The organism is Thermoleptolyngbya oregonensis NK1-22 (genome assembly GCF_032705245.1).
GTDB lineage: Bacteria > Cyanobacteriota > Cyanobacteriia > Elainellales > Elainellaceae > Thermoleptolyngbya > Thermoleptolyngbya sichuanensis.
Genome location: NZ_CP053540.1, coordinates 2,188,747 through 2,213,190 on the forward strand (window position 1 = coordinate 2,188,747; position 24,444 = coordinate 2,213,190).

The 24,444-nt window shown below is 58.9% G+C and carries 25 protein-coding genes; 12 read left to right on the plus strand and 13 right to left on the minus strand.

What is annotated here, in order from left to right:
• Positions 1-82: 82 nt before the first annotated feature.
• Positions 83-874 carry a DUF928 domain-containing protein gene (locus tag HNI00_RS09435; protein WP_316792748.1) on the plus strand — a complete coding sequence of 264 codons (792 nt, stop codon included), beginning with the start codon at positions 83-85 and terminating at the stop codon, positions 872-874.
• Positions 875-957: 83 nt separating this feature from the next.
• Here HNI00_RS09435 and HNI00_RS09440 read toward each other — a convergent pair whose 3' ends face one another.
• The 3 genes from HNI00_RS09440 to HNI00_RS09450 form a co-directional block, all read right to left on the minus strand.
• Entirely contained in the window at positions 958-2,307 is a 1,350-nt protein-coding gene (locus tag HNI00_RS09440; RefSeq protein ID WP_316792750.1) for a DUF3086 domain-containing protein, read from the minus strand.
• A gap of 8 nt (positions 2,308-2,315) precedes the next feature.
• Positions 2,316-2,708 carry a DUF3119 family protein gene (locus tag HNI00_RS09445; RefSeq protein ID WP_316792752.1) on the minus strand — a complete coding sequence of 131 codons (393 nt, stop codon included), beginning with the start codon at positions 2,706-2,708 and terminating at the stop codon, positions 2,316-2,318.
• 184 nt (positions 2,709-2,892) lie between these two features.
• The gene (locus HNI00_RS09450; RefSeq protein ID WP_228721710.1) at positions 2,893-3,672 is read right to left on the minus strand and encodes an MlaE family lipid ABC transporter permease subunit; all 780 of its coding nucleotides are present in this window, start codon (positions 3,670-3,672) and stop codon (positions 2,893-2,895) included.
• A 570-nt stretch (positions 3,673-4,242) separates the two neighbouring features.
• Between HNI00_RS09450 and HNI00_RS09455 the strand changes: the two genes are divergently transcribed.
• Positions 4,243-4,530: a hypothetical protein gene (locus HNI00_RS09455; protein WP_316792754.1), complete on the plus strand. Its 288-nt coding sequence runs from the start codon at positions 4,243-4,245 to the stop codon at positions 4,528-4,530.
• Between the two features lie 68 nt (positions 4,531-4,598).
• Here the strand turns inward: HNI00_RS09455 and HNI00_RS09460 are convergent, their stop codons facing one another.
• Both HNI00_RS09460 and HNI00_RS09465 read right to left on the minus strand, forming a co-directional pair.
• Positions 4,599-5,495: a S66 peptidase family protein gene (locus tag HNI00_RS09460; protein ID WP_316792756.1), complete on the minus strand. Its 897-nt coding sequence runs from the start codon at positions 5,493-5,495 to the stop codon at positions 4,599-4,601.
• A 77-nt stretch (positions 5,496-5,572) separates the two neighbouring features.
• Positions 5,573-8,413 carry an S-layer homology domain-containing protein gene (locus HNI00_RS09465; protein ID WP_316792758.1) on the minus strand — a complete coding sequence of 947 codons (2,841 nt, stop codon included), beginning with the start codon at positions 8,411-8,413 and terminating at the stop codon, positions 5,573-5,575.
• A gap of 313 nt (positions 8,414-8,726) precedes the next feature.
• On the opposite strand from HNI00_RS09465, the gene HNI00_RS09470 reads away from it, so the two are divergent.
• The 5 genes from HNI00_RS09470 to HNI00_RS09490 all read left to right on the plus strand — a co-directional run bounded on the left by HNI00_RS09470 (position 8,727) and on the right by HNI00_RS09490 (position 12,527).
• The gene (locus tag HNI00_RS09470) at positions 8,727-9,110 is read left to right on the plus strand and encodes a hypothetical protein (RefSeq protein WP_316792760.1); all 384 of its coding nucleotides are present in this window, start codon (positions 8,727-8,729) and stop codon (positions 9,108-9,110) included.
• Positions 9,111-9,286: 176 nt separating this feature from the next.
• On the plus strand, positions 9,287-9,652 hold the full coding sequence (locus tag HNI00_RS09475; RefSeq protein WP_316792762.1) for a YtxH domain-containing protein: 366 nt from the start codon (positions 9,287-9,289) through the stop codon (positions 9,650-9,652).
• 23 nt (positions 9,653-9,675) lie between these two features.
• The gene (locus HNI00_RS09480; protein ID WP_316792764.1) at positions 9,676-10,518 is read left to right on the plus strand and encodes a hypothetical protein; all 843 of its coding nucleotides are present in this window, start codon (positions 9,676-9,678) and stop codon (positions 10,516-10,518) included.
• Positions 10,519-10,877: 359 nt separating this feature from the next.
• Complete coding sequence (locus HNI00_RS09485; protein ID WP_172354075.1) at positions 10,878-11,681, plus strand: TPM domain-containing protein; 804 nt, start codon at positions 10,878-10,880, stop codon at positions 11,679-11,681.
• Between the two features lie 225 nt (positions 11,682-11,906).
• On the plus strand, positions 11,907-12,527 hold the full coding sequence (locus tag HNI00_RS09490) for a precorrin-8X methylmutase (protein WP_316792766.1): 621 nt from the start codon (positions 11,907-11,909) through the stop codon (positions 12,525-12,527).
• 141 nt (positions 12,528-12,668) lie between these two features.
• Here the strand turns inward: HNI00_RS09490 and HNI00_RS09495 are convergent, their stop codons facing one another.
• Positions 12,669-13,112 carry a cupin domain-containing protein gene (locus tag HNI00_RS09495; RefSeq protein WP_316792768.1) on the minus strand — a complete coding sequence of 148 codons (444 nt, stop codon included), beginning with the start codon at positions 13,110-13,112 and terminating at the stop codon, positions 12,669-12,671.
• A gap of 429 nt (positions 13,113-13,541) precedes the next feature.
• Here HNI00_RS09495 and rodA point away from each other — a divergent pair, with 429 nt between their 5' ends.
• Positions 13,542-14,798, plus strand: coding sequence for a rod shape-determining protein RodA (rodA, locus tag HNI00_RS09500; RefSeq protein ID WP_316792769.1), 1,257 nt, complete (start codon positions 13,542-13,544; stop codon positions 14,796-14,798).
• A gap of 75 nt (positions 14,799-14,873) precedes the next feature.
• On the opposite strand, the gene HNI00_RS09505 is transcribed toward rodA, so the two are convergent.
• Together HNI00_RS09505 and HNI00_RS09510 are read right to left on the minus strand one after the other, a co-directional pair.
• Entirely contained in the window at positions 14,874-15,257 is a 384-nt protein-coding gene (locus HNI00_RS09505; protein WP_316792771.1) for a VOC family protein, read from the minus strand.
• Between the two features lie 27 nt (positions 15,258-15,284).
• Positions 15,285-15,491 (minus strand): hypothetical protein, encoded by a 207-nt coding sequence (locus HNI00_RS09510; protein WP_225906743.1) that lies wholly within the window; start codon positions 15,489-15,491, stop codon positions 15,285-15,287.
• 223 nt (positions 15,492-15,714) lie between these two features.
• Between HNI00_RS09510 and HNI00_RS09515 the strand changes: the two genes are divergently transcribed.
• Complete coding sequence (locus HNI00_RS09515; RefSeq protein WP_316792774.1) at positions 15,715-16,110, plus strand: hypothetical protein; 396 nt, start codon at positions 15,715-15,717, stop codon at positions 16,108-16,110.
• Positions 16,111-16,143: 33 nt separating this feature from the next.
• Here the strand turns inward: HNI00_RS09515 and HNI00_RS09520 are convergent, their stop codons facing one another.
• Positions 16,144-16,425, minus strand: a complete 282-nt coding sequence (locus tag HNI00_RS09520) for a DUF3253 domain-containing protein (RefSeq protein WP_316792776.1) — start codon at positions 16,423-16,425, stop codon at positions 16,144-16,146.
• A gap of 45 nt (positions 16,426-16,470) precedes the next feature.
• On the opposite strand from HNI00_RS09520, the gene HNI00_RS09525 reads away from it, so the two are divergent.
• Positions 16,471-17,100 carry a flavin reductase family protein gene (locus HNI00_RS09525; protein WP_316792779.1) on the plus strand — a complete coding sequence of 210 codons (630 nt, stop codon included), beginning with the start codon at positions 16,471-16,473 and terminating at the stop codon, positions 17,098-17,100.
• A 56-nt stretch (positions 17,101-17,156) separates the two neighbouring features.
• A complete protein-coding gene (locus tag HNI00_RS09530; protein WP_316792780.1) occupies positions 17,157-17,630 on the plus strand; it encodes a nucleoside deaminase in 474 nt (157 codons plus the stop codon).
• Between the two features lie 143 nt (positions 17,631-17,773).
• Here the strand turns inward: HNI00_RS09530 and HNI00_RS09535 are convergent, their stop codons facing one another.
• The 3 genes from HNI00_RS09535 to HNI00_RS09545 form a co-directional block, all read right to left on the minus strand.
• Positions 17,774-19,264, minus strand: coding sequence for a carotenoid oxygenase family protein (locus tag HNI00_RS09535; protein WP_316792782.1), 1,491 nt, complete (start codon positions 19,262-19,264; stop codon positions 17,774-17,776).
• A gap of 309 nt (positions 19,265-19,573) precedes the next feature.
• Positions 19,574-20,971, minus strand: coding sequence for a folate/biopterin family MFS transporter (locus HNI00_RS09540; RefSeq protein WP_316792784.1), 1,398 nt, complete (start codon positions 20,969-20,971; stop codon positions 19,574-19,576).
• A 107-nt stretch (positions 20,972-21,078) separates the two neighbouring features.
• A complete protein-coding gene (locus HNI00_RS09545; RefSeq protein WP_316792786.1) occupies positions 21,079-22,335 on the minus strand; it encodes a calcium-binding protein in 1,257 nt (418 codons plus the stop codon).
• A gap of 519 nt (positions 22,336-22,854) precedes the next feature.
• Here HNI00_RS09545 and HNI00_RS09550 point away from each other — a divergent pair.
• Positions 22,855-23,412, plus strand: coding sequence for a hypothetical protein (locus HNI00_RS09550; protein ID WP_297089199.1), 558 nt, complete (start codon positions 22,855-22,857; stop codon positions 23,410-23,412).
• 261 nt (positions 23,413-23,673) lie between these two features.
• On the opposite strand, the gene HNI00_RS09555 is transcribed toward HNI00_RS09550, so the two are convergent.
• Entirely contained in the window at positions 23,674-24,372 is a 699-nt protein-coding gene (locus HNI00_RS09555; RefSeq protein WP_316792789.1) for a J domain-containing protein, read from the minus strand.
• Positions 24,373-24,444: the final 72 nt, after the last annotated feature.

Sequence of the window (24,444 nt, forward strand, 5' to 3'; positions counted from 1 at the left end):
CTCAAAATCCAAAACCCAAATTCCTTCCTCCCCTTCCACTGCATTGACCTTGAACCTAGCCCTGAACGAGGAGGTTTGCCCCATGACCCGGCGTTCGCGTTTTCATCGACTATCCAGGCGGCGGGTTCTGCCCCCGGCGATCGCCACTGGATGCGTGCTGGGGCTTGCTCTCCTGGGTGTCGTCGCAGCCCCGGCAACCGTCGGGCAGGCAAAACCCTCGCAGCCGCCCGCCGCGCTCAAGTCCTACGAGCCGCCGCCACCAAATTCGGACTATCAAGCCCCCGCCGCCGGTGGCGGAGTACGAACCTCCGATTGCAGCAATATGCCGCTGTTGGCCCTTGCGCCCCAGCTTCACCAGGGGCAGACCAGCACCCGCCGTCCCACCCTCGCCTGGTACGTCCCCAGAGACGTAGCGGGGACGCTGGTCATTCAGGTGTTTCGGGGAACCCTGCGCGATCTGGAGCGGGAAACCGAGCCGCCGCTGCTAGACGAAACGCTGACCAGCCGCGCTGGCATCATGACCTGGACGGTGCCGCAGGATCTCACGGTGGGTGAAACCTATGCGTGGCGCGTGGTGCTGGTGTGCGACAGCAATCGCCCATCGCTGAACCTGCGCGATGTGGCGGAGTTTGTGGTGGTTGCGCCGACTGGAGCGCGTTCGGCAGACCCAGTGCGCGATGCCCAGCAGATGGCTGAGGGCGGTATCTGGTACGATGCCCTGGCGCTGACCCTCAGTTCGCCCGCGTCGCCACAGATGCGATCGCTCCGCATCGAGATGCTGGAAACCCTGGCAGATCTGGAATCCCGCAGTGATAGTCTGCAAGCTGCCACCCGCGTCCAGGCGTTGCGCCGGATTGTGGAGGTGGAGCGATAGAGCGGGCTGGAAGTTGGGGTTTGGATTTTAGGGGTGGAGTTGAGGGGGGCGATCGCCCCTGTTCCTTAGCCTTTGCAAAAGCGCTAGTACACCATCGGACGGGTGGGGTCGCTGGCGAAGGCAATCCACAGCGGGAATTGCAGCAGCGACAGGTTCACCACATCTTCCGACTCGTCCATGATGATCAGCGGTAGCTGCTTTTGCTTGAGCAGGCGATCGGCCCGCTGGGCCAGAGGTTCCGGCGCTTCAAACAGCACCACCCCCTGATCTGCCCCAAAATCGGTGCGGGAAATGCCGAGGCAGTCTTGCAGACCACGCCGCCACTCGCCCAGGCGTTCTGGTGTGTCTGCCAGAATCAGCGTCCGCACTTTGGGGCCATAGAGCTTCCGCAGGATAGAGATAATCGCCGAAGCCACCAGAATGTTTTGCAGGCGCGACCCCATCGTTCGGGTTGCGCCGCGGCCGCCCTGAGTAAAGAACCAGTTGGCGACGCGCTCGGCGTGGACTGGCTCGAAGGTGCGGCGCAGTTGCCAGGCGGGGCCATAATAGTCGGGCGAGGTGCGATACTGCTCCAGCAGTTTGCGGATCTGCCGGGTTTCTTCTTGAAACGCGGGTTCGCCGAATTTAGGCTTGGGGGCGGGTTCTTCGCGCTCTTTTTCCCGCTCTCGATCGCGCTCCCGTTCTCGCGGCGGCGGTGCAGACAGTTTCAGGTCATCTGCCAGCGTTACCAGATCTTGCAGGCTGCCCACCAGGTAATCCTTGAAGCCCTGGATGCGGATGGCGATGTCTTGCGAACTGCCCGCAAAGGTACTCCGCATTTCGGCGCGAATGCGCTCTTGGCGACGCTCCAACTGTTCCACAGAAACTTGCAGCGCCTGTTTTCGCTGTTCCAACTCGCCCAGACTTTCGCGGGCCAGGCGACCCAACATTCGCTCGGTGGCAGCAAAATCGGACTGGAGTTGGGCGATCGCCCGCTTCAGGTCTTGCTCCTGCGCTTTGAGGTCGGCAACCCGTGCGGCGATCGCCGCTGGAGAGTCGTCGTCGGCATCCTTCGAGCAATCGGCAGAGAACTCGGCGGGTGCAGTCGAGCGCGGAGCCTCCAGAGACGCGACGGATTCTGCCATCGGTTCCGCACCGGAGGGCAAATCATCGATCCAGTTGCTCGACCCGTTCTCATCCGCTGCGGGCAGGGGCGATTCAGCCCCAGGTTCCGAGAAGAAATCCGAATTAGCCGCCGCATCCGAACTGGCGATCGCCCCGACGCTGTTCTCGTCAGCCCTGGGCGGCGGGGTCGCGGGCGACGAGAGGCTGAGCGGCGCAACGGCCCCGTCTGGCATTTCGCTGGCGGGTGTCGTGAAATTCACTCCGGGGGACTGAGAAGACTTCTCCTCGTCCGAGTCAAAAAAATCTGCGTTGGATTCGTCTGGGTTCATGAGGCAAATTACTCGGAAACGGTCGGACAACGCTGCTCCAGGCAGGCTTGTAGCGCTTTGGGGTCAAACAGGATCGGCAAAAAGTGGATGCTGTTCACCTCTTTGAAATAGAAGAGAATGGGCACAGGCGACCAGAAAATCGCCCAGTTTTGCCAGTCCTGATAGGGAAAACGGCGGATGCGCGTTTCGCCGCGAAAAATGTCGAGGGCCGTGTCAGTGAAGTGGAGCCGCAGCGTTGCGGTTTGCACCAGCAGGAACACGCCAAACAGCCCAACCGCCGCACCAACCCAGACCTGGAGCCACACCAGCGGCAGCGCCAGCAGCAGCAGTCCAATGGGCAATCGATAGCTGGGTGCAAGCTGCACGGTATCGGTAGGGGCGATCGCAGAGGGTGAGTTCACGTTGATTCTTGCAGTTGATTTTTGAGTGGATGTTTGGGTTGCTTTTTGAAATTTGAAAGCAGCGTTACAAGATTCCTCTCTATTCTAAGTCGTGTTGCTGACGACCCTTTCAGAATGCGGCTTGAAGAACACCCGGCTCGGTCGCCCATTGCCGCAGCCAAGAGACCCCGTTCGCCCGCCAGCCTCAAAACGAAGCGCCAGTGTCAATGCCTCGGAACATGAGCCAAGACATGAAGAAGTTGCTGACAAAGATCGCCAGCAGCGCCGTTACCACAGCGGCGGTGGTCGATTGGCCGACTCCTTTTGCGCCGCCCGTGGTGGTGAGTCCCCAGCTACAGCCGATGATGGCAATGAGCGCCCCAAACACCACCGACTTGATTAAGGCGCTGATCAAATCCCACTCTTGCATGAGATTTTGGGCAGAGTCGAGAAAAACCTGGGTCGAGATGTTGTAGAGTGACTCCGCCAGAATTGCGCCGCCTGCCATTCCGGTGACAAAGGACAACACCGTTAGCAGCGGCAGCATGAGGCAGCAGGAGATGACGCGGGGGATCACCAGATAGTCGATGGGGTCGGTTTTCAGCATGTAGAGCGCGTCGATTTGCTCGGTCACCTGCATGGTGCCAATTTCGGCCGCAAAGGCAGACCCGATGCGCCCTGTGACCACGATCGCCGTGACCAGAGGGGCCAGTTCTCGCGAGAGGGCGATCGCCAAAACGCCCCCCACCGCCGTTCCTGCCCCAAAGGCGATGAATTCTCGCGCCACGCCGATGGTAAACACCATCCCTACGGTCAGCGCGGTCAGCAGGTTGATGGGCAGTGACTCTGGCCCAACGACGGCCATTTGCTCCGACGTATTGCGGACGTGGATCTTGCCCGTTAGCAGGTGAACCAGCACCTGTCCGCCCAGAAACACTGCCGCCACGAGCCGTCGCCACCAGCGCCCCAAACTCGAATTTCCCAACTCCGTACTCAAGGATGTTTCCGCCGACTCTCTAGGGTGTGCAATAGATTGATACTATGCGAATACTATGCGAACTTCGCCTCTCTGACATGACTCGATCGCGCTAGAAACTGAATCGGATTGCTCTAGAAAGCAGGGGCTTGATTCCGGGTGTCTTTCTTAACTCGGCGTTACAGAATTCAGAAAGGGCAGGACGGGCGATCGCCCCGACCCCGGTTTCTCGGCCGCGCTTTGGGGTTGGAGCGTGCTAGAAGCCGCGAATACCCATCGGTTTCAGGTTGTCTCAGTGATTTCTCTGGGGCGATCGCTCGCAGATTGCGTTTTCTGAGAGCGATTTAAGATTTCTGTCATATTCTGCGGGTCGCCCCAGATTCCGCCTATCTTGGATGCAACAGGCTGACTGGGGCGATCGCCAAAACGGGGTCGAGCTTGCGCTGGTTCAGTCTGCATCGTGAGCGATTGCACCGAATACAGGGCTTATCCATTGCACCTGTATTTTGCTGCACTTGCCTATGGCACTTTGCGTCCTAAACTTTGCCACCGTTCGTTTCCCTGGTTTTGTCACACGTTATGCGTATGTTTCCTAACCTGATGCGATCGCTCTTGATTACAGCCATTTTCAGCTTTTTGCTGCCTGTGGTGCTGGTGGGCTGCTTGCTGGTGCCGCTGCGGTTGCTGCAAGAAATTCCCAGCCTGGAAGTCATGAGTCAGGCCGGCATTGCTCCGGTGGTCGAGTTTTTGCGAGTCTTTGGCAGCGGCAATCCCCTCCACGGGCTGCTGGTGATTGCGTCCGTGTCTAGCCTAGTGGGTATTTTGTTCGATTCCTACACGCTCTATCGGCACGAAAAGATCGGCTAGTCCGGGCTTTAGATTTTGGCTTGGGGACTGCCATTATCGCTTATTCGCCTTCAAATTTCGCCTTCAAGTTATTCGCCTTCAAAGCTGAGGATGCCGCGATCGCCATCCAGCCAGACGGGTATGCCAACGGGCAGCGCTGCATTGCTGCCGTCGTGGCCAAAGGGCAGATCAGACACGACCGGAATGCCTAAATCACTGAGGCGATCGCTCAACACGCCCTCCACCGAAAAGCTGGGAATGTGCTGTGGTGCGTCGCACTGGCTAAAGCGACCCAACGCAATGCCGCGGACCTGCGACAGCAAACCGCTCATGCGCCACTGGGTCAGCATTCGGTCGATGCGGTAGGGTGCTTCCATCACGTCTTCCAACGCCAGGATTACGCCATTCAGGTCGGGCTGGAGCGGCGTATGCAGCAAATGCGTCGCCACTGTCAGGTTCGCAGGCAGCAGCAGCCCCTTGGCCGTGCCGCCGCCCCAGCCGTCTCCCTTCAGCGGAGACAGCGGCTTGCCCTCGACGCAATGGATTAGCCGCTCCACCGACCAGTCTGGCTCTACGCACAGCGTCGTTAGCACGGGCCCATGCACGCCGGAGATGCCCTGCTGCGCCAGCCCCCACAGCAGGCTGGTAATGTCTGAAAAGCCAATCAGCCACTTGGGTTCCGCTGTGCCCCAGTTCCATTCCTCCAGCAGGCGACTGCCGCCATAGCCGCCCCGCGCACAGAGAATCCCGCGACAGGTCGGATCGTTCCAGGCTTCGGCAAACTGCGATCGCCGCTCCAAATCCGTGCCTGCCAGATAGCCCCAGCGCTTGTCGATGTGGGGGGGGACTTCGACCCGATAGCCGTGCGATCGCCAAATTTCCACGCCCAGATGAAAAGCCTCCATCTCTCGCAGGGCCCCACTGGGAGTAATCACACGCAGCAAATCGCCAGGTTTGAGCGGAGCAGGAGGGAGGCAGGGACGCATTGGGTTGGCAGGGGAAGAATCTTGAATCAGTTCTCCTTCTCATCATCGCATCATCTTTTGCGCTTCTGCCTCCCCCCTTATCCCACGGTTTGCCTGACAAACTGCACGACTGCCAGGGCGATCGCCTTTCCAAGCCGCTGGCGATAGTCGGGGTTGGTCAGATTGGCAACGTCTGTTTCGCCAGTTAAATAGCCCAACTCCAGATGCACGGCGGGAATGGGCGGACGCAGGAGGGCAAAGGAGGCGGTGCGAATGCCGCGATCGCCCATTTCCAGGGTTTGCACGATATTGGTGTGAATGCTCTGGGCCAGGCGGCGGCTCTCGGCTGCGCTGGGCAGGTGATAGGTTTCCAGCCCGTTGACGGCAGGGCGCGGCGGGCGGGTGGCGTTGAGGTGCAGGCTGATCAGGGCGCTGGGTGCAGGTTGGGTTTGTTGCAGAATCGCAAGGCGATCGCCCAGCGACACCGTGCGATCGTCCGTGCGGGTGAGGCGGGTCTGTACGCCATAGTCTTGGAGCAGTTTGGCTATGTCTAGGGCGATGGCCAGCGTCAGGTCTTTTTCCTGGACTTCGCCCACAACGACACCCGGATCAGCGCCGCCGTGCCCCGGATCGAGGATCACCATTGGCAGATCCTCCGGTCGGCCAGCGGGATGGCTGCCTGGCGGAGACGATTGCCCCACTGACGGGGCCGCTGGAGCCATTGCAGACTGCGCCGCCACCTCTGGCTCGACGATGTAGGGAGAGAAAATCGCGGGCGATCGCCCCGCCTGCACCAACGCCTGATAGACCATCGCGGTCACTTCGGCGCGGGTGGCTTCGCGCACAGGTTCTAGGCGATTGAGGTCGGGATAGTTGACCACGAGGCGCTGGCCCGTGGCGCTGGCGACGGCGGGCTGGGCAAAGGTGGGCAGCGTGTCGCGGTCGGCATAGCGGTTCAGCAGCAGCGGATTTCCAGGCGGCAGTCCCAGCCCGTTCACCAGCGACAGCAGCACCTCGATGCGCCGCACGTTTTGGTCGGGGCGGAACTGGTTTTCGCCCACGCCCGACAGCAACTTGCCGCGATAGGCCTGCTGAATGGCGCGATAGGCCCAGTGCGTCGTGGGCACATCGGTAAACTCCAGCGCGGGCCGCCGGGGCAGCGGATTGAAGGTATTGACCAAAAGCGCAGCATACTGGGCGCGGCTCATGCCGGCCTCTGGCCGAAACGTGCCGTCGGAAAACCCGCTGACTGCGCCCTGGCTGACCAAGCCCTGGATAAAGTCTGCTGCCCAGTGGCGGGTGGTGTCTGAAAAGGCGACAGCGACCGTATCGGGAACCACGATGTAGGGCGAGGGAATGGCGCGAGCCTGGGCGGTAATCACAAGCGCTTGGTACAGAATGGCCGACACCTCGGCGCGGGTGATGTCGCTCATGGGGCGCAGCAGATCCACCTGGGGATGGTTCACGATCAGGCGCTTTTGGGTGGCGGTGGCGATGGGAATCGTGGCGTAGGTGGGAATTTGGGCGCGATCGCGGTATCCGCCCAGATGCCCCGGATGTCCGCCCGTCAGCCCCAGCCCGTTGACCAGGGCCAAAATCGCCTGCACCCGCGTCAGGTTGACATTGGGGCGAAACGTACCGTCGGGAAAGCCTGCCAAAAAGCCCATTTCTACGGCACGGGCGATCGCCGCTGTGGCCCAAAAGTCTGGCGCAACATCGACAAAACTGGAGGGCGAGCGCACGGCGGGCAGGTCAAAGGTGCGCGTCAAAATCGTGGCAAATTGCGCCCGCGTCAGCGGCAAATCGGGCTTGAAGGTGCGGTCGGGAAAGCCGCCAATAATGCTGCGTTCGACCAGCGCCGCGATGAAGGCCTCTGCCCAATGGCCCGATATATCGGTCAGTCCGGTTTCGGGAATCGGGATGGGGGGCAATGGCGGAGTCGGCACGGGCCGCGGCTGCGGCTGCGGCGGCGAGATGGGTCGAATCTGCGCTGCTACGGTGCTGGCAATGAACTCCAAGCCTTTGGCCGACGGCAATGCGCCCAGGTTGACGCGGGTTGGATTAATCTGGTTGCCCACGGAGGCCAGAACAGCGCTGGTGCTGTTTCGCACGTCGGCCGCGCCGTTGTTTTGAAACACATTACCGCCGGGGTCTTGGGGCTTGCCAAGGTCGGGCGCAGCGTTGCCCACGGTCACCAGGCCGTCTTCGCCGTTGCGCTCCACCACGTTATTCCGCAGCACCGGACGAGCATTGCCCGAAATCACGATGCCCACCCGGTTTTGCACCAGTCGATTGCCCACCAGCAGAGGAGCGGTGTTGTCGCTGAGGGTGATGCCCGTCGCGGTTTGCTGACAGAGGTTTCGCAGCAGTTCGCCCTTGGCGTTGCGGCTGAAGGAAATGCCGCTGACGGTGTTTTGCTGAAACAGGCAGTCGGCAATTTCAGGCAGGGCACTGCCCGTGGCCACAATGCCCTGCCCGCAGCGGGTGAAGGTGCATTGCGCCACGCGGGCCGCTGGGTTGGCCCCGGTCGCTCCTTCCAGCCAAACGCCTGTGCCCTGGGGCTGGGGATTGATCACCGTCACGCCGCGCAGTTCGGCCTTGTCTTCCAGCCGCAGCGTCACGCTCTGTCGGGCAAAGGTGGGGCTGAGGTAGTCGCCGCCGCCTTCGATGATCAGGCGATCGCCCTTCGAGGCCGGATCACCCACCACGGTAACCCCCGCACCAACCACCAGCGGAAAGGTTTCGCCCGTCTTGGTGCTGTAGGTTCCCGCCGCAAGCTGGATCACTGTGCCTGCCGTTGCCCGCCGCAGCGCCCGCGTGATGGTGCGATAGGGAGCGGACTGGCTGCCGCTAGCATCATCGCGACCCGTGGCAGGGTTGACGTAGAGCGCTTGAGAGAGCGTCTGAGAGAGCGGTTGAAAGGGGGAAGAAGATGCCATGTTCAAAAATCCCCCTTTGTGCGGGGGCCATGATGCCAGAGTGGAGTCGAAGGAACGGTCGGGTTTGGGCGTGATTTCAGCCTAAATCAGGCCAGTTGTGATTAGAATTTAGGGGTTGGGTGCGTCGAAGAGGGCTTGATGGGAGGTCTAAAATCCAGCAAGCGTCCGGCGACTCACGGGCAGGGAGCTGGCAATAGGCTGTCCTACATAGACTGGCGATTTGTTGCTGGCGATTTTTAGGCGATTTATTCAGTTTATTTAAGTTATTCAAGATAAGAGTGGACGCAGATTTGAGTGAGGGAAGCCCAAAACCATGCTGATGGCGGTGGTGCTTAATTTTAGCCTGGCCCTGTTTGGGTTGTATGCGGCCGGGTGGGTGTGGCGACTGGGGCGGGGGCTGCGACAGGTGGCTGATACGCTGACCCGTGCCGAGCGCCAAACCTATCGGACGTTGCAGGGCGCACCCGTGGCGATCGCCCAGGGACAGACCCACATTGAACAACTGCGGCAGCAGCTTCAGCAGGTTGGCCCCCAGGTGCAGCGGCTGCGACAGGCGATCGCCCTGGTCAGCTTAGCGCAATCCCTCTGGTTTGGCGGCCGGGGGTTTGGGGCCCGGAGACGCGCGAAAGCAAAGGCAACGCCTAAACAGGCGCGACAATCCCAGTCCTATCGGGGACGCGGCAAATCTAAGGACTGAATGGGCGTTGCCCGTTGCCCGGTTGGGTCAGATGCAATTCTGGATTGAGCGGTCAGACTTGGAGTAGAGTAGCGAACTGAACCGCTCAACAGGGCGACGGCAAGGCTTGGGCACAGCAGGGCTTCAGCGCAGGGCTTGAGCCAGGTTTTTAGGAGAACAGGCAGGAGTACAAAGACATGGCAGACAATCGGTCGGGTTCGGCAGGAACCTTCTTGGCAGGGGCGATCGTGGGTGTGGCAATCGGCGCGGTGACGGGGCTGCTGCTGGCTCCGCGCACTGGACGTGAGACGCGCCGCCTGCTGAAAAAATCCGCCGATGCGCTGCCCGAAATTGCCGAAGACATTTCTAGCAGTGTGCAAATTCAGGCCGATCGCCTGTCGGGGTCGGCGCTGAAAAATTGGGACGGCACGATGTCTCGACTGAAGGAGGCGATCGCCGTCGGCATTGAGGCCAGCCAGCGCGAGCGCCAGGCTGCGGCTCAAAAAGACCCGCGTCCCGCCCCCGACCCGCGCCCCCCGGCCCGCGATTCTAGCTTGACGTGAGCAGAGGTTAATACAAATCTGCCGTGTCTGATCCCCTGTTTTGGCTGGCATTGTCCCTGCTGCTGGTGGCCGTCTCGCTGACGGCTGTGCTGGTGGCGCTGCTGCCTGCGGTTCGAGAACTGTCGCGGGCCGCCCGCAGTGCCGAGAAGCTGTTCGACACGCTGAACCGAGATCTGCCGCCCACGCTGGACGCGATTCGCCGGACGGGGCTGGAGCTAACTGATCTGACCGATGACGTGAGCGAAGGCGTGCAGAGTGCGGGTCGCATGGTCAAGCAGGTCGATCAGAGCCTTTTGGGAGTACAGCAGCAGGCAAAGAAAGCCCAGCGCGTGACGCGCAGCCTAGCCGTGGGGTTTCATGCGGCCTGGCAAACCCTGTTGAAGCCTGCGCCGCCGCCTGCCAGACCCACCCGCCGCGCCGTGCCGCCGGACTGGGAGGGCGATCGCCCTGATCGATACCCCGACGCATCGCCGAAGCGGTACGATGCCCAAGACGATTGGGAGGATTCGGACAGCCCGCCTCGCGCCTATGGGGCTGAGACGTATGCTGACGAGTATGCTGCCTACAGCCCAGAGACCCACAGCCCAGAGACCCGCAGCCCAGAGACCCGCAGCCCAGAGACCGACTTTGACAGCGCCTACGATCCCGATAGCTATGCGCCCAGGGTCTATAGCTCGGAGCAGTATGACGAGCCGAACCGCTGGGAGGATGCCCCTGCGTCTGAGCCTGCTAAACCCGATGCAGCAGCGCCATTGCTGAGTCGGCGATCGCCCACGTCTACTCGTCCTCTGGAAGGCGAAGCCCGCGACGGTTTTGAACAGGATCTTTGGGAAGAAGACCCCCCATCGCTGGAAAATCGACCCTAAAGCCCCCCTCTCATCCCTCTCATAAACGCCACAGCGCTCGTTGACAGGCGTTCACCCCCTGCCTTGCGCTTGCTCACGATTCCCGCAATCGTCCGCGCCACTTCTCGACCGTCGGCGTGGACGTTTCCGTGTCTACACTTGTTTACACCACTTGTTTACACCTGCGGAATGCAGCGCTTCACGAAAAGCTGACGACCATCAGGAAGCCTGTTCGTGGGGTTGAGCGAACGTTCAGTCCTCACCCCTGCTATATTAGACTAAAGTAAAGAATCGTAAACAATTGCGGCTATCGCTTAAGCTTTGCCACAGGTTAGGATTCTAGTCATCTCTACACGTTGATGAAGCTGATAAGTTTGCCCATGCTGCGGTCATTGTTTTCTCGGTTGAGTCTTGGTTTGTGGGTCACGCTGCTGATGCTTTCGACTTGGGCGATCGCCCCAACCGCCTATGCCTACGACAACCCAGACCTGCTGCCCGATCGACCGACCAACATCATCGATCTGGCAAACGCCCTCACCGACACCCAGCAAGACCAGCTGGATCAGCATTTGCAAGATTTTGAAGCCGAAACGGGCTGGAAATTGCGCGTCCTCACCCAGTTCGATCGCACCCCCGGTCGCGCCGTCAAAGACTTTTGGGGACTCGACGACAAGAGCGTTATGCTCGTCGCTGACCCGCGCGGCGGCAACCTGCTGAACTTCAGCGTCGGCGACGCGCTGTACGATCTTCTCCCCCGCACCTTCTGGATCGAGCTACAAACCCGCTATGGAAACCAGTTCTTCGTCCGTGACAACGGTGAAGATAGTTCGATCATCCAGGCGCTCCAATCGATTGAAACCTGCCTGCGTCAGGGCGGCTGCAACGTTGTGCCTGGTCTGCCCCGCGAACAGTGGATTTTGACGTTAATTACCTCGGTGCTGGGGGGCATCATCTGCGGTTTTGCGGCCCATCCGCGCAAGCCCGGTCAGGTGATTGCATGGCAGTGGGCGCTGATCTTCTCGCCGCTCTGGGGCATTTTGTTCATCGCGTTTGGCATTGCCCCAGTGATTACCCGCACCGCCGACTGGCTGCCCCTGCTGCGGAACGTGGCGGGCTTTGCAATGGGCGCTTTGGTGGCGTTTTTGTCGCCCATGTTCAACGGCTCCACACCGTCTGAAACTTGAGGTTCGGTCGGCTGGGGGCACTTCTGCGGGCGGCGGAATGAGCCTTCCCGACGCGAACCGAATCTGGTCAGAACTTTCCCTCTTGATCTCCGCAAAGCTCCCTGAAATGGCGAGGTGGCTTCGTTAAGGCGGCTTTTTCCCACAAGTTCTGCGAAGTGCAGGGCATTGGCGGGATGGAAATGTGCCACTATTGAATGTCAGTTAGCACCCTGAGGAACCGGGCGCATGGAGTGGCATATTACCGATGCTCAAAGCCTGAGAATCATCGATCGGGAAATAGGCAATCACGCCTTTTCGCCTGCAGAATATGAAATTGTGCGGCGAGTTATTTATGCAACGGCCGACTTTGAGTATCGGGATCTAATTCGCTTTTCGGAGCAGGCGTTGCAAGCAGGAGCCGCAGCCCTCGCAGCCCGCAGCACGATTATTGTAGATGTGCCAATGGTGCAGGTCGGCATTGTGCCGATTATTCAGGCGACATTTGCCAATCCGGTCTATTGCAGCATGGACGCTCTGACTCGCCCGCAGCGCGAGAAAACCCGCGTGGCCTGGGGTATCGAAACGCTGGCTCGTCGCTATCCAGAGGGCATTTTTGTCGTTGGGCAGGCCCAAACCGCCCTCTCTGGATTAGTCGATCTGATTGAAAAAGAAGAAATTAAGCCTGCACTGGTGATTGGCACGCCAGCCGGATTCATCGGCATGGAGTCGGCGGTGGAGCGACTAAAAGATTCTCTGGTCCCCCATATCCGCATTGAGGGGCGCAAGGGCAATGCGGTGGTTGCAGCGGCAATTGTCAGCGGGCTGGTGGATCTGTCGTGGCAGGCCTACGGAAAGGAAAACGAGTGAAGCGAGAGAGCCACAGAGATATCCGGTCGGGCGGCAGCAGACTTGCCCAAAGAGCATCCGAAAAGAATCTTAACAGTCTGCTACGAGATTTCTATTGATCTCTTTCTCCATCATTGATTCAATCCAAAGCAAAGAAGAAAACTACATCCCAGATGGTTCAACCATTTGAATGCCGTGCTTTTCAAGAATTGAAGGCATTTTGGCTAGATCGTCGGGTAAATCCCTAACTTTTTCTGATAGTTCAATGAAAAATTCGTCAATTCTACCTCCTACTGCCCATGCAAGAAACTTGACAGATTGAGCGGAATTATTCTTATAGCCATGTGTTGTTCCGGCAGGAACGTGTACAAAGTCGCCAGGCTCGATCCTAAACTCTTTACTGTCCAAGTACATAATCATTGAGCCTTCTAGCACATAGTAGCTTTCCTCTTCTTTATGAGTATGTGGGGGAACGAAACCATTTGGAGGAACATCGACAGTCACAACCGTCATACTACTGAGAGAGTCTGTGGACTTTAATTTAATGCACACCCTGTCGCTCAAAACTTGCAGGCTTTGACCTTCCTCGCGCTTCAATACCATCATATTTTTTACCTCATTAGAGCTAACACATAGAGATACGTATAAACATTGCAATTGGATTTGGGTTTAAAGTCCGGCACTGGTTCCTAACTGGCTCCTAAAAGGAAGATAGACACCTGAAGCGCATACCATGCAAAGACTCTAGGCGATTCTGCCTCCGGACTACGAAATGTCTGTCTACTCTGTCTACAAGGACTTTGCGAGGCTTGTTCTCTACTGGTGGTTCAGCACCTAAAAGTTAACCTAGCTGTATAACTGCGGGATAGGCGGCGGAGAATTGCGGCAAACCGTGAGAGACTGCTTTACTCGAACTGGCCAGCTTTGGGATGGTTCCAACCGAGGCTTCCCTGACTGGATCGAGCGCCCGATCGGTTACTATCGGGGTTGCAAGGTTTCGGATTTTGCGTGGTTTCTCAATCTCTTCTAAGGCCTATGCTACAAAAGTCCTTCATCAGCCGTCTCCGCTGGAAGTCGCTGATTTATCCCTGGCAGGACGTGGATTGGACGCTGCTGCTGTTGACGGTGGCGCTGACTGTGTTGGGGGGGCTGGCGATTCGGAGTGCTGAGCTAACGCTGCAACTGACTGACTGGATTCAGCATTGGATTACAGGCGGGGTGGGGCTGGTGTTGGCGCTGGCGATCGCCCGCTGGCGCTACGACAACCTGGTGAACTGGCACTGGCTGATTTATGCCATTACCAACGTGTCGCTGATCATTGTGATTCTGATTGGCACAACGGCAAACGGGGCCCAGAGCTGGGTGACGATTGGCAATTTCAACGTGCAGCCGTCAGAATTTGCCAAGGTCGGCGTGATTATTTCCCTAGCGGCGATTTTGCACGAGCGGACGGCTTCGACGATTCCAGCCATGCTCCAGGCGATCGCCATTACAGGGCTGCCCTGGCTGCTCATCATGCTGCAACCTGACCTAGGCACAGGTCTGGTGTTTGGGGCAATTACCCTGGGGATGCTGTACTGGGCGAACGCCAATCCCGGCTGGCTGCTGCTGCTGCTGTCGCCGCTGGTGTCGGCTATTTTGTTTAGCGTCTATTTGCCGGCCTGGTTGGCCTGGACGGCGCTGATGATTTTTTTGGGATGGCGCACCCTGCCCTGGCCGCTGCCGGGGGCAATTGGCGCAGCAACCATCAACCTGGTGGCCGGCGGCATGGGCAAAATTCTCTGGGGAATGCTGAAGCAATATCAGCGCGATCGCCTGACGCTGTTCCTTGATCCTGATAAAGACCCCCTCAACGGTGGCTATCACCTGATTCAGTCGCGCATTGCCATCGGCGCGGGGGGGCTGTTTGGTCGGGGGCTGAATCAGGGCACTCAGACGCAGCTCAACTTCATTCCTGAGCAGCACACCGATTTTATCTTTTCTGCGATTGGTGAAGAGTTGGGCTTTGTTGGCTGTGTGGCAGTGCTGATTTGCTTTTGGCTGATTTGCTTTCGCCTAGTGATCATCGCGCAAAACGCCAAAGACAACTTTGGTTCGCTGCTGGCGATTGGCGTGCTGGCGATGATTGTGTTTCAGGTATTGGTCAACATCGGCATGACGATCGGTCTGGCCCCGATTACTGGCATTCCGCTGCCCTGGCTGAGCTACGGGCGATCCGCCCTGATCACCAATTTCGTCGCGATTGGGCTGGTGGAGTCCGTCCACAATTTCCGGCAGCGATTGCGCTTTTAGTCTGGGTAGACCGAGCCTTTTGCCAGGGTTCGAGGGCAGGCATAAGATTAAGCGGGCTAGACTAAGCGGGCTAGACTAAGCGGGTTGATGGCAAACCGCCTCGATGCGATACCCATCAGGGTCTAGCACAAAGGCGGCGTAGTAGTTGGGGTGATAGTGGGGGCGGAGTCCGGGTGGGCCGTCGTCGGTGGCTCCGTGGGCGATCGCCGCTTTGTAGAATTCATCTACAGCCTGACGGCTTTCGGCCTGGAAGGCGAGATGAAAGCCAATGGCGGGCTGGATTGGAGTTGAGAATTCCGCTTTGTGCGCGATCCAAAACATTGGGCGCTGGCCCGGGCCGTAGGCAGCCATGTGCGGCAGGGCAAAGCATCGAGTAAAGCTCAGCGGCGCGAGGATGGCATCGTAGAAGGCAAGGCTGCGCGACAGGTCAGCAACACCCAGCGAAAGATGGTCGAACATAGTTGGGGCAGGTGCAAATATCCAGCCCTAACGTACCACGGACAACTCATCGACAACGTGGACATGGCCGCGGCAAACCGCACGGAGAACCCGGTTGATGGCGTAGCGTTCTTCTTCGCTCAGCGAGTCTTCTAGGATTGCGGCGAGAAGACCGTAGCGATCTGCCAGCGTCAACACGCCCGTTACACTGGCTTGGGCAAAGAGTTCAGCGATCGCACCGGGAAGTAGGCTCATAGACGGAAGCATGGTTAGTGAGAGGTTCTAAGGAAAAGTGACGTTTTCAGGAACGTAAAGCGATTCAGGATGTCTTAAATATCGGGGATTTCTCGGATTTGGGAAGTGATAGAGCGGGGGGCGATCGCGTGATTCTACCCGTAAGATAAAGTGACCCATCCGGTCGCCAAACGTGACCAAACTGGGGCGATCGCGTGATGGAGATCACAGGAGGAACGGCGAAATGGCCCGCACCCTTGCCCAAAAACTCGGCATCAAACCCGGCGCTCGCTTGCTGTTGCTGAATGCGCCGGCCGACTACGCTACGCGGCTAGAGCCATTGCCAGAGGGCGCAACGCTGCACACTCAGCCCAGTGGCACCTACGATTTTGTGCAACTGTTTGTCCGCAGCAGAGCCGACCTAGCAGAATATTTGGCGATCGCCCTGCCAGCGCTCAAACCCGGCGGGCTGCTCTGGTTTGCCTATCCCAAGAAAAGCTCCGGCGTGAAAACCGACATCACCCGCGACGTGGGGTGGGACATCGTGACTCAGGCAGGGCTAAAAGGGGTTGCCCAGGTTGCCATTGACGAAACCTGGTCGGCGCTGCGGTTTCGCCCGGTAGAACAGGTGGGGACGTGAGGGAGGCAGGCTGGCTTGCGGCGGGAGTGGAGGTTACGAAACGTCCCTATTCCCCCGATCCGTCGCCTGCTTAAATCGAATTGGCCCCTTGGCGGTCTGTGGGTCAACGGGGATGCCCTTCTGGGTGACGACGATCGCCCCAGATTTCGCCAGGTCTGCCCCGACCTCGCGCACCAGCGGCATCAGCGATCGCCAGGTTTCGCCACCGAGCGATCGCGCCACTTCTGACGGGCAAATGCTTTTGTCGGGCCCGCGCTGTTGCACTTGTTTCAGGATGCATTTCAGGATGCATTCGCGAATCGTGTCAGAATTCATGCCATCCCCTATTATTTCTGACCTAACCCTCTGTGGACATTGATTATGGAAATTGATCCAGAGTTGCTAGAACCGTCGCTGCGCTACAAGCTGCTGATTGGCAGCGTCGTGCCCCGCCCGATCGCCTTTGTCTCCAGCCTATCGCCCCAGGGCGTGGCCAATCTTGCCCCGTTTTCCTATTTCAACGCGGTGGGACATATTCCCCTGGCGCTGATGTTTAGCATTAGCCTGAAGCCGGACGGCAGCGAAAAAGACACGCTGCGAAACGTGCGCCCGCCCAGCGAAGGCGGCACGGGAGAATATGTCATCAACCTGGCGATCGAATCCTACGCGCATCAGGTGGCGGAATGTGCCGAGCCGCTGCCCTATGGTGAGTCGGAGTTTGACTATGTGAACCTGTCGCCCGCACCCAGCAAAGTGGTGAAGCCGCCCCGCGTGGCGGAGTCGCCCGTGGCGTTTGAATGCCGCACGCTGCAAATTGTCCCGGTAGGCCAGTTTCATGTGGTGATTGGGCAGGTGGTGCATCTGTTTGTGCGAGACGACGTGCTGGGCGATCGCAACCGGATTGATTCTGACAAGCTGGGCGCGATCGGGCGGATGGCAGGCTATGAATATTGCCGCACGGGCGATCGCTTCGAGATTCCCAACGGCTTTCCCAAACCAGCCGAAAGCTAGCAAAAGGGTGGGATGATGGGGGACGAATCGATTCGGTGTGATCAGGAGTGACCGAAATGAGTGCTGTCAGTGAGCAGGATTTGGTGCTGTTGCGGCGGGCGATCGCCCTGTCCCATAGCGCCCGCGAGCATGGCAACCGTCCCTTTGGCGCAGTGCTGGCGGATGCGTCGGGTCACATCCTGGCGGAGGGCGAAAACACTCAGGTCACCGACCACGACTGCACCGGGCACGCCGAAACCAACCTGCTGCGGCAAATGGACAAAAGCCTGAGCCTGGAGGCGCTGGAGGAATGCACCCTCTATGCCAGCACCGAACCCTGCCCGATGTGCGCCGGAGCCGTGTTTTGGAGCGGTGTGGGGCGGTTGGTGTATGCCCTCAGCAGCGATCGCCTCTACCGCACCCAGGGCGAGTCTCGCTACCAACTGCCGCTTAGCGCCGAAGAAGTGCTGAGGCATGGCAAGCGCCCAGTCGAAGTGATTGGCCCGGTGCTAGAAGAGGAGGCCCTGGAAGCGTTCTCGGATTTTTTCTAGCGGGCAAATCGGCTCAGGGCTAAATGCGGGTCATGGGCTTCAGGCGCTCGACGGCCTTTGCCCGATGCGTTAGCCGTCAAGGGTTGCCAAACGTCAGGCTCGCCAAACGTCAAGGCTCACCAAACGCCAAGGCTCACCAAACGTCAAAGATCGCCAAAATATTCGGGAGTGAAGCTGCCGTGTAGTCCGTAGGGGACGTGATGCCGCAGCCGCAGCGTGGCGATCGCCCCCCGGCCCAAATCTCGCCCATCCAAAATCACCAGTTCCGACTTTTGCCGCTCGGCATTGTAGATCAGCACCAGCACCCAGCCGTCATCCTCTGCGGTGGCCCCAGGCCGCGGCACAAAGATGGGTTCGCTGCCATAGCCGTAGGGCGCAGCGCTCCAAAGCTGGCGATCGCCCGTCTGCAAATCCACCTTCAGCACCCCTTGCAGCGGCGCATTGCCCGTCGGTTCGTGAGCCGCCCCGACAAACAAATAGCGATAGTCGCGTCCCACCCGGTCGGGATGCACCACCGGAAACTCGACACAGCGTTTGTCGAGCTTTTGCTGAGCCACAGAACCCGATGCCAGATTGAAGCGGAAGCGCCAGAGTTGCCCCGGAGCCAGCGCGTCAAAATCCACCTCGCGATAGTCCTGTCCCGGCTCTAGCGTCGGCAGCGAGTCGTAGCTGATGGAGTCCACCACCAGGGTTTCGCCCGCTTCAAAGGCATTCACATGGTGAAACACAAATCCTGAATTGACCGAAATCACCCGCTTCTCATGGTCGCCCCGGCGGGAAATGATCACTGCCTGCGTCGGCTTGTCGGGATGAAACTGGACGCACTCGCCCGCCCCCTTCTGCCCCAGCACAAACGGCAGCGGGTTAAACGACACCGCATTCTGGAAGAAGATGCAGTAGTGGGGCGTAATCACAAAATCGTGGATAAACGCGAAACCGGGGACTGAGTGGCTATAGCGGCGCACCACGTCGCCTGCCGGGTTGAGTTCGTAGACCGTAATTCGCGTCGAGAGTCCGGGGCTAATGGAAAAATTCACCAGGCAGGGTGCGCCGCCGTCTAGTTCGCTAGCGGGGTCAACCCAGGGATGCGCCGCGAACGCTTCACCGGGCTTTAGCCCGCCCTTCAGGTCGTCGGGGCCCAGCGTTTCCAGGGTGCGCGGGTCGAGGCGATAGGGTTCGGCCGCTTCCCACAATGCCAGCAGCTTGCCGCCCCAATAAATCACGTTGGTATTGGCGATATTTTTGCGGCGCAGATCGAAGGCGTTTGCCAGCACGCCGCCCGGTTTCTGCGTGCCAAATACGCCGCGATAGAGAATCTTCTGCGCCTGCTGCTCTGCGACAAATCCCTCGGTGCGGACAAAGCGATTGCGAAAATGGGCGCGACCGTTGCGGAGGGCGATCGCACACACCATCCCATCTCCATCAAACGGATGCCGATAGCGCTGCCCCCCTAGTTCCAGCCGTCCTGGCCCATTGCGAAACAGCGTCCCCTCTAGCTCTGGCGGAATTTCACCTGCGACATCCTCGATGGCGTAATCAAGCTCTTGCTCCAAGGAGCGATAGCCTGTCTGCCAATCTTTGCGGCTATAGGAGCGGCTATAGGGGTGAGTGGTCGAGAGCGGTTGGGTTTGCATGGCAGATTCTGAGGGTTTGGCGATTGGAGCGGGAGTCGGGCAACTGAGCGCTGAGCAGAAGCAATGAGCGATTTTGGAGGTTGATTTGGAGGTCGAAACTTTTCGAGTTTCCAGCCCTGTTTTGAGTTTCCAGCAGTGTTTTGAGTTTCCAGCCCTGTTTTACGTGTCCATTTCGAGGGTTTATTGCGAGGGTCAATTTCGAGGGTTTATTGCGAGGGTCAATTTCGAGGGTTTATTGCGAGGGTCAATTGTCAATCCGCCTGACAATCCGTCTGAACAATCCGTCTGAACAATCCGCCTGTCACTCTGTCACTCCGCTACGCCGACCCCTTCGCCAATCTCTACGACGGGCTGCGTTGCTCGCGGAGTGGGGGTGTGGATTTCCAGCGTTTCATCCTCTTTGCCGGGGAGCCAGCCCAGGAAAGGCAGCGGCAGCAGGGTGCTGAGATTGGTGATGATGACCAATAGCCACAGGTTTGAGAAGTTGTCTTCGGTTACGCCGAGCCAGTGCATCAGCCCTGCGCCCAGTTCGTAGGACACCAGCGCAGCCAAGTTGGTGATGGACATCAGCAGGGCGAAGAGTGTTGCTTCTACACCGGGCGGGCACAGGCGGGCGGCCAAAATCAGCACGGGCATATAGGCGATCTGTCCCATGACGGTCAGGATCAGGCTGTCGCCCAGGCTAAACCAGTGGTCATCGATGCCGATCGCCCGGTTTGCGTGGGTCACCAGCAGCAGCATGGTCATGCCCAGCAGCGTAGAAATCACAATCGTCCAGCCAAAGAAGGTGCGGAAGGGGACGGTGCGAAAGAACCGCTGGAAGAGCCAGATGCCCAGCAGCGAGGCTAGGCTGGTGACCAGACGGACGCGGCCCAGAAACTCTGGGGTAAAGCCGAGGTCGTTGGTGGTGAAAAAGAAAAAGGCGGATTCGGCGGTGGGTGTGGCCTGCCAGAGGAAAAGGAAAGCTGTGGGGAGCCAGATGGACTTTTGCGAAATAGCAGCCCACAAATCCTTCACCTGCGACCGCATGGCTGACCAGTCGGCAGGCTGCGTGACGGGAGATTCGGCGATTAGCCCTGCCACCAGCGACACAATCAGCGGAAAGGTGGCCGTAATGGCAAACACGGTCTGCACCGAAAACCGCTCTAGCAAAAAGCCGCTGAGGTAGGCCGTGATCAGCCCGCCCAGGGCCGACGCGCCCCAGCAGATAGATTGCAGCGAACCAGACGCTTTGCTGGATTCCAGGCGGGCCCGTTCTACCACCAGCGAATCGACGATGACATCGCTGACGGCGATCGCCAATGAACTCAGCGCGATCGCCAGCGTTGCGGCCCAGGCAGTATGGACGACTGTAGACATAGCCACCCAGGCGATCGCCCCCAGCACGCCCGACAAGATCAGGTACGGACGGCGACGATAGCCAAAAATCGGCAGCCCGTCAGACATAAAGCCAAACAGCGGCTTAATCATCCAGGGAATGGCAGCTACGCCCAGCAGCGCCGATACCTGCGCCGGACTCAGCGCCAGGTCATCCTTCAGGAAAAAGCTGACCGCCAGCCGTGCCAGACCTAAAATGCCCTGCACAAAGTAGACCAGCAGAATCGCAACCAGTTCAGGCGTTGGGCGATTGCCAAATAGCACCTTCTCGGTGATGAATTCCGTGAGGTTTGCCTTGGTCTGCCCCAAGCCAGCGGAGGACTCAACCATCCAGTGTTAAGAAATATCAACAATGCCTTCTATGATAACCCCAATCTCTAGGCAGAGGTTGTCAGCCGGAGGGTAGATAGCAGACTAGGAGGGTTTACTCGGCAGGTCTAAACAATCAAGAAGCTGAGGGCGCTGAGGTTGGTGGGGCTGCTGAATGTGATGAATGCGCCGCTGCTGCCAGAGGAGCCAAAGCCGCTGCTGCTGCCGTTGGTGTTGAGAAACAGCGTGCGCGACCCGGTGCTGTAGACAATGCGGGCGCTGCTGCTGGCGGCCAGGCGATTGTTGGCTACGACGGCAAATTCGCTGTCTTGGCTAAACCCAAAGCCTCGACTGCTGCGGAGTCCGAAGGTGCGCCGCGATAGGACGATGTTGTCTGTGCCTCGGAAATCGGTAATGGTGTCGCGCCCAAAGTCGCTGGTTCTAAAGCTGCGATCGCTCCGGTAGTAGAACAAATCGCGCCCCTCGCCTCCGGTCAGCGTGTCGTTGCCGCGACCGCCTGTGAGGTCGTCGTCGCCCTGGCCGCCGTTGAGGGTGTCGTTGCCGTCGTTGCCCAGCAGCCGATCCGCGCCCGCGCCGCCGACGAGGGTATTGTCGTTGCGGTTGCCCGTCAGCGCGTTGTTGAGCCGATTGCCCACGCAGAGCCGCGCCTCGCCCCGCAGATTGCAGTTCTCCAGTCCCCGCACCAGGAAATAGTCCACCGAAGACTCGACCGTATCAATGCCGCGTCCTGCGCCCAAAATGCGATCGCCCGGACTGTCGATTACAAAGGTGTTGTTGCCTGCGTTGCCCACCAGGATATCGTTGCCCGCACCCCCATCCAGCAGGTCGTTCCCGCCGGGCCCACCAGAGATGCGGTCGTCTCCTGCCAACCCGCGCAGCACGTTGCTGCCGCGATTGCCCACCAGGACGTTATCCCCGTTGTTGCCTGTGCCGTTGATGTCGGCATTGCCCAACAACACGAGGTTTTGAAAACCCGCCGACAGCCCCAGAGAACCAAGGTTAAAGGTAATGAAAGAGCGGACGGTTGTGGTGGTTTGGTTGTTGCTTTGAACGATGCGATCGCCCGGTGCGTCAATGACGTAAGTGTTGTTCCCGGCTCCCCCGGTGAGCGTGTCGCTGCCTGCGCCGCCATCGAGCGTATCGTCACCGGCACCGCCATCGAGCTGGTCATTTCCCTCGCCGCCGCTCAAAAAGTCACTGCCAATTCCACCGTCTAGGCGATCGTCTCCTGCTTCGCCAAACAGCCGATCATCGCCGCCTAAGCCCAACAGCGTATCGTTCCCAGCACCGCCAAAAATGATGTCGTTACCAGAAGTGCCTTCTAAACGGTTGTTTTGAGAATCGCCTGTAATCGGTGTTGCCATTCAAACATCCTTGGGGTGCGTGAAAACGGGGTGCGTGAAAACGGGCCGTAACGCCTTAACAAAGTGCTGATTAACGCTGATTAACAAAGTGCTGACCTGAGCAGCCGGGTAGATGCTGATTAAAAGCCCATTGATTGATGGTCAAAAAATGAGGCAGAAAGTTGTTTGAGAGCGTTTTCGCCTATTGACTATAGCGCCATTTTTCCAGGGCGGATCAACTTTCATTCAGCTTGACCTGGCGTACTTGGATGGCACTTTTTCTAGCAGTTTGAAGCAGGGCGATCGCCCTTTCCAAAACCTTTGGATTTTTGGCAACTGGGGGCTGAGAAATTTTGGCGCTGAGACATCCTAGTGCTAAAAAAATTGATTAGATCTGCGGCTGTGACTTTGCGAAAAGTGTCTAGGGCTGGGATTTTCCTGCTGTTGGGAGCGAACAAAATTAAAATATCGAAAGCGATAGCAACCGCTTGGATCGCTTGTGCTTGTATAGCTTGTATGGATTCCTGGATAGAACGCGCCATGACTCAATCTCTGCGATCGCCCTTCCCGCACAACCGTTCTGCAAGCCGCCCTTGGCAGCGTGTGGCGCTCCTGCTGGCCAGCCTGCCCATTCTGGCAATTAGCGGCTGCGAAACGCCCATTTCCACTCAGTATCAGGCCACCGCCACGACGACCTACACCTGGCTGGTGGAATACGAAGGCGCGAACCGACCGGGCGAACGGCCGCCCCGAATCGAAGAATTTGCCTCCACCTCGCTAGAAAATCGCAACGGTCAGAAACCAGAGGGCGCAGTCACCGGCCCCGACGACAAGGGACTCTGGTGGCCCGCCCTGCCGCCCAAGCCGACGATTGATGACATTGAAGCCCGCCAGCAGCGCCAAGAGCGACCTGGCACACCGCGACTCAACAAAACCGTTAACTACACCATCACGTTCCGTCGTCCCGGCGAGGACAACCGCACGCTGCCCACGCGCTACGAGGTCTATCGCCAGGTCGTCAAAGCCTACGAAGACCGCATTCCGCTAGAATTCACCCTCGACCCTGCCGAGCGCACGGTGCTTAAGGCAACGCCTTAGTCAATTGGGACTTACGCAGTTGGACAATTTCTCGCGGGCGCAGCCCGCGAGAAATTGTCCAAAATTTAGAAAGTTTATCGCAAGTGCGTAAGTTTTGATCAATTTTGGATTTTGGATTGGCGATTTTGGATTAGCGATTTTGGACAGCCAGGCCAGGAGTGCGTAGGGAGTCTAGCAGTGTCTTCTGTGGCTCTATTTCTATAGCGCCCTTTAAGGGGGCAGATTAAGAGAGCAGACGGGACGGATATTAGGGCACAAACATTACAAAATCTCGATGCCGTCCAGTCGGCGCAGGTCGCGATCGACCTCAAACCAGAGGGCGCGATTGCGCGGGTCGGTGCGGAGGGCCTTGTTGAGATAGGTGCGGGCTTTTTCGGGCTGCTTCAGGTCAACCAGGTGGCGACCCCAGCGCTGATAGGCGATCGCCAGCCATTGACGCACCTCTAGGTCGTTGGGCAACCGCTGGGCCAGCCCTTCAACCAGCGCGACGGCGCGGGGATAGCGCTGCTGCCGCAACAACTGCTGGAGGCGGCTATAGACATGCTCTTTGAGCTGATGATCCGTCGGCGAGGCATCCGGGTTGCGCTGAATCGGCGGGCGCTTGCGAATGCCAGAGCCGGACTGTGCGGTGGGACTCCGCTGGGTTTGGGCTTTTTGGGCGGAGGAGGGCGATGTGGCTTTTGGCGAGGCTGGGGATGGGGACGCATCGGCTGCGCTTGGTGCGGGTCGCGGCGGGGCAGGGGAAGGCGGAGGGCGATCGCCCATGCCCGCTGGCTGCACCAACTCTATCAGCCGCCGATAGGCCGCATTCACCTGGATAAACTGCTCCGCCTGCTGAGCGCTGCCCGGATTTAAGTCGGGATGATATCGCCGCGCCAGCCGCCGATAGGAAGATTTGATCTCCTCGTAGGTGGCGCTGCTTCTCAGTCCCAAAATCCGATAGCACTCAGTAAGGTTCATCAACAAGGCTCATCAACCGGGCGATCGCCTCAAGTGTTCCACGTTAGCGTTCCACACTCAGCGTTCCACGCT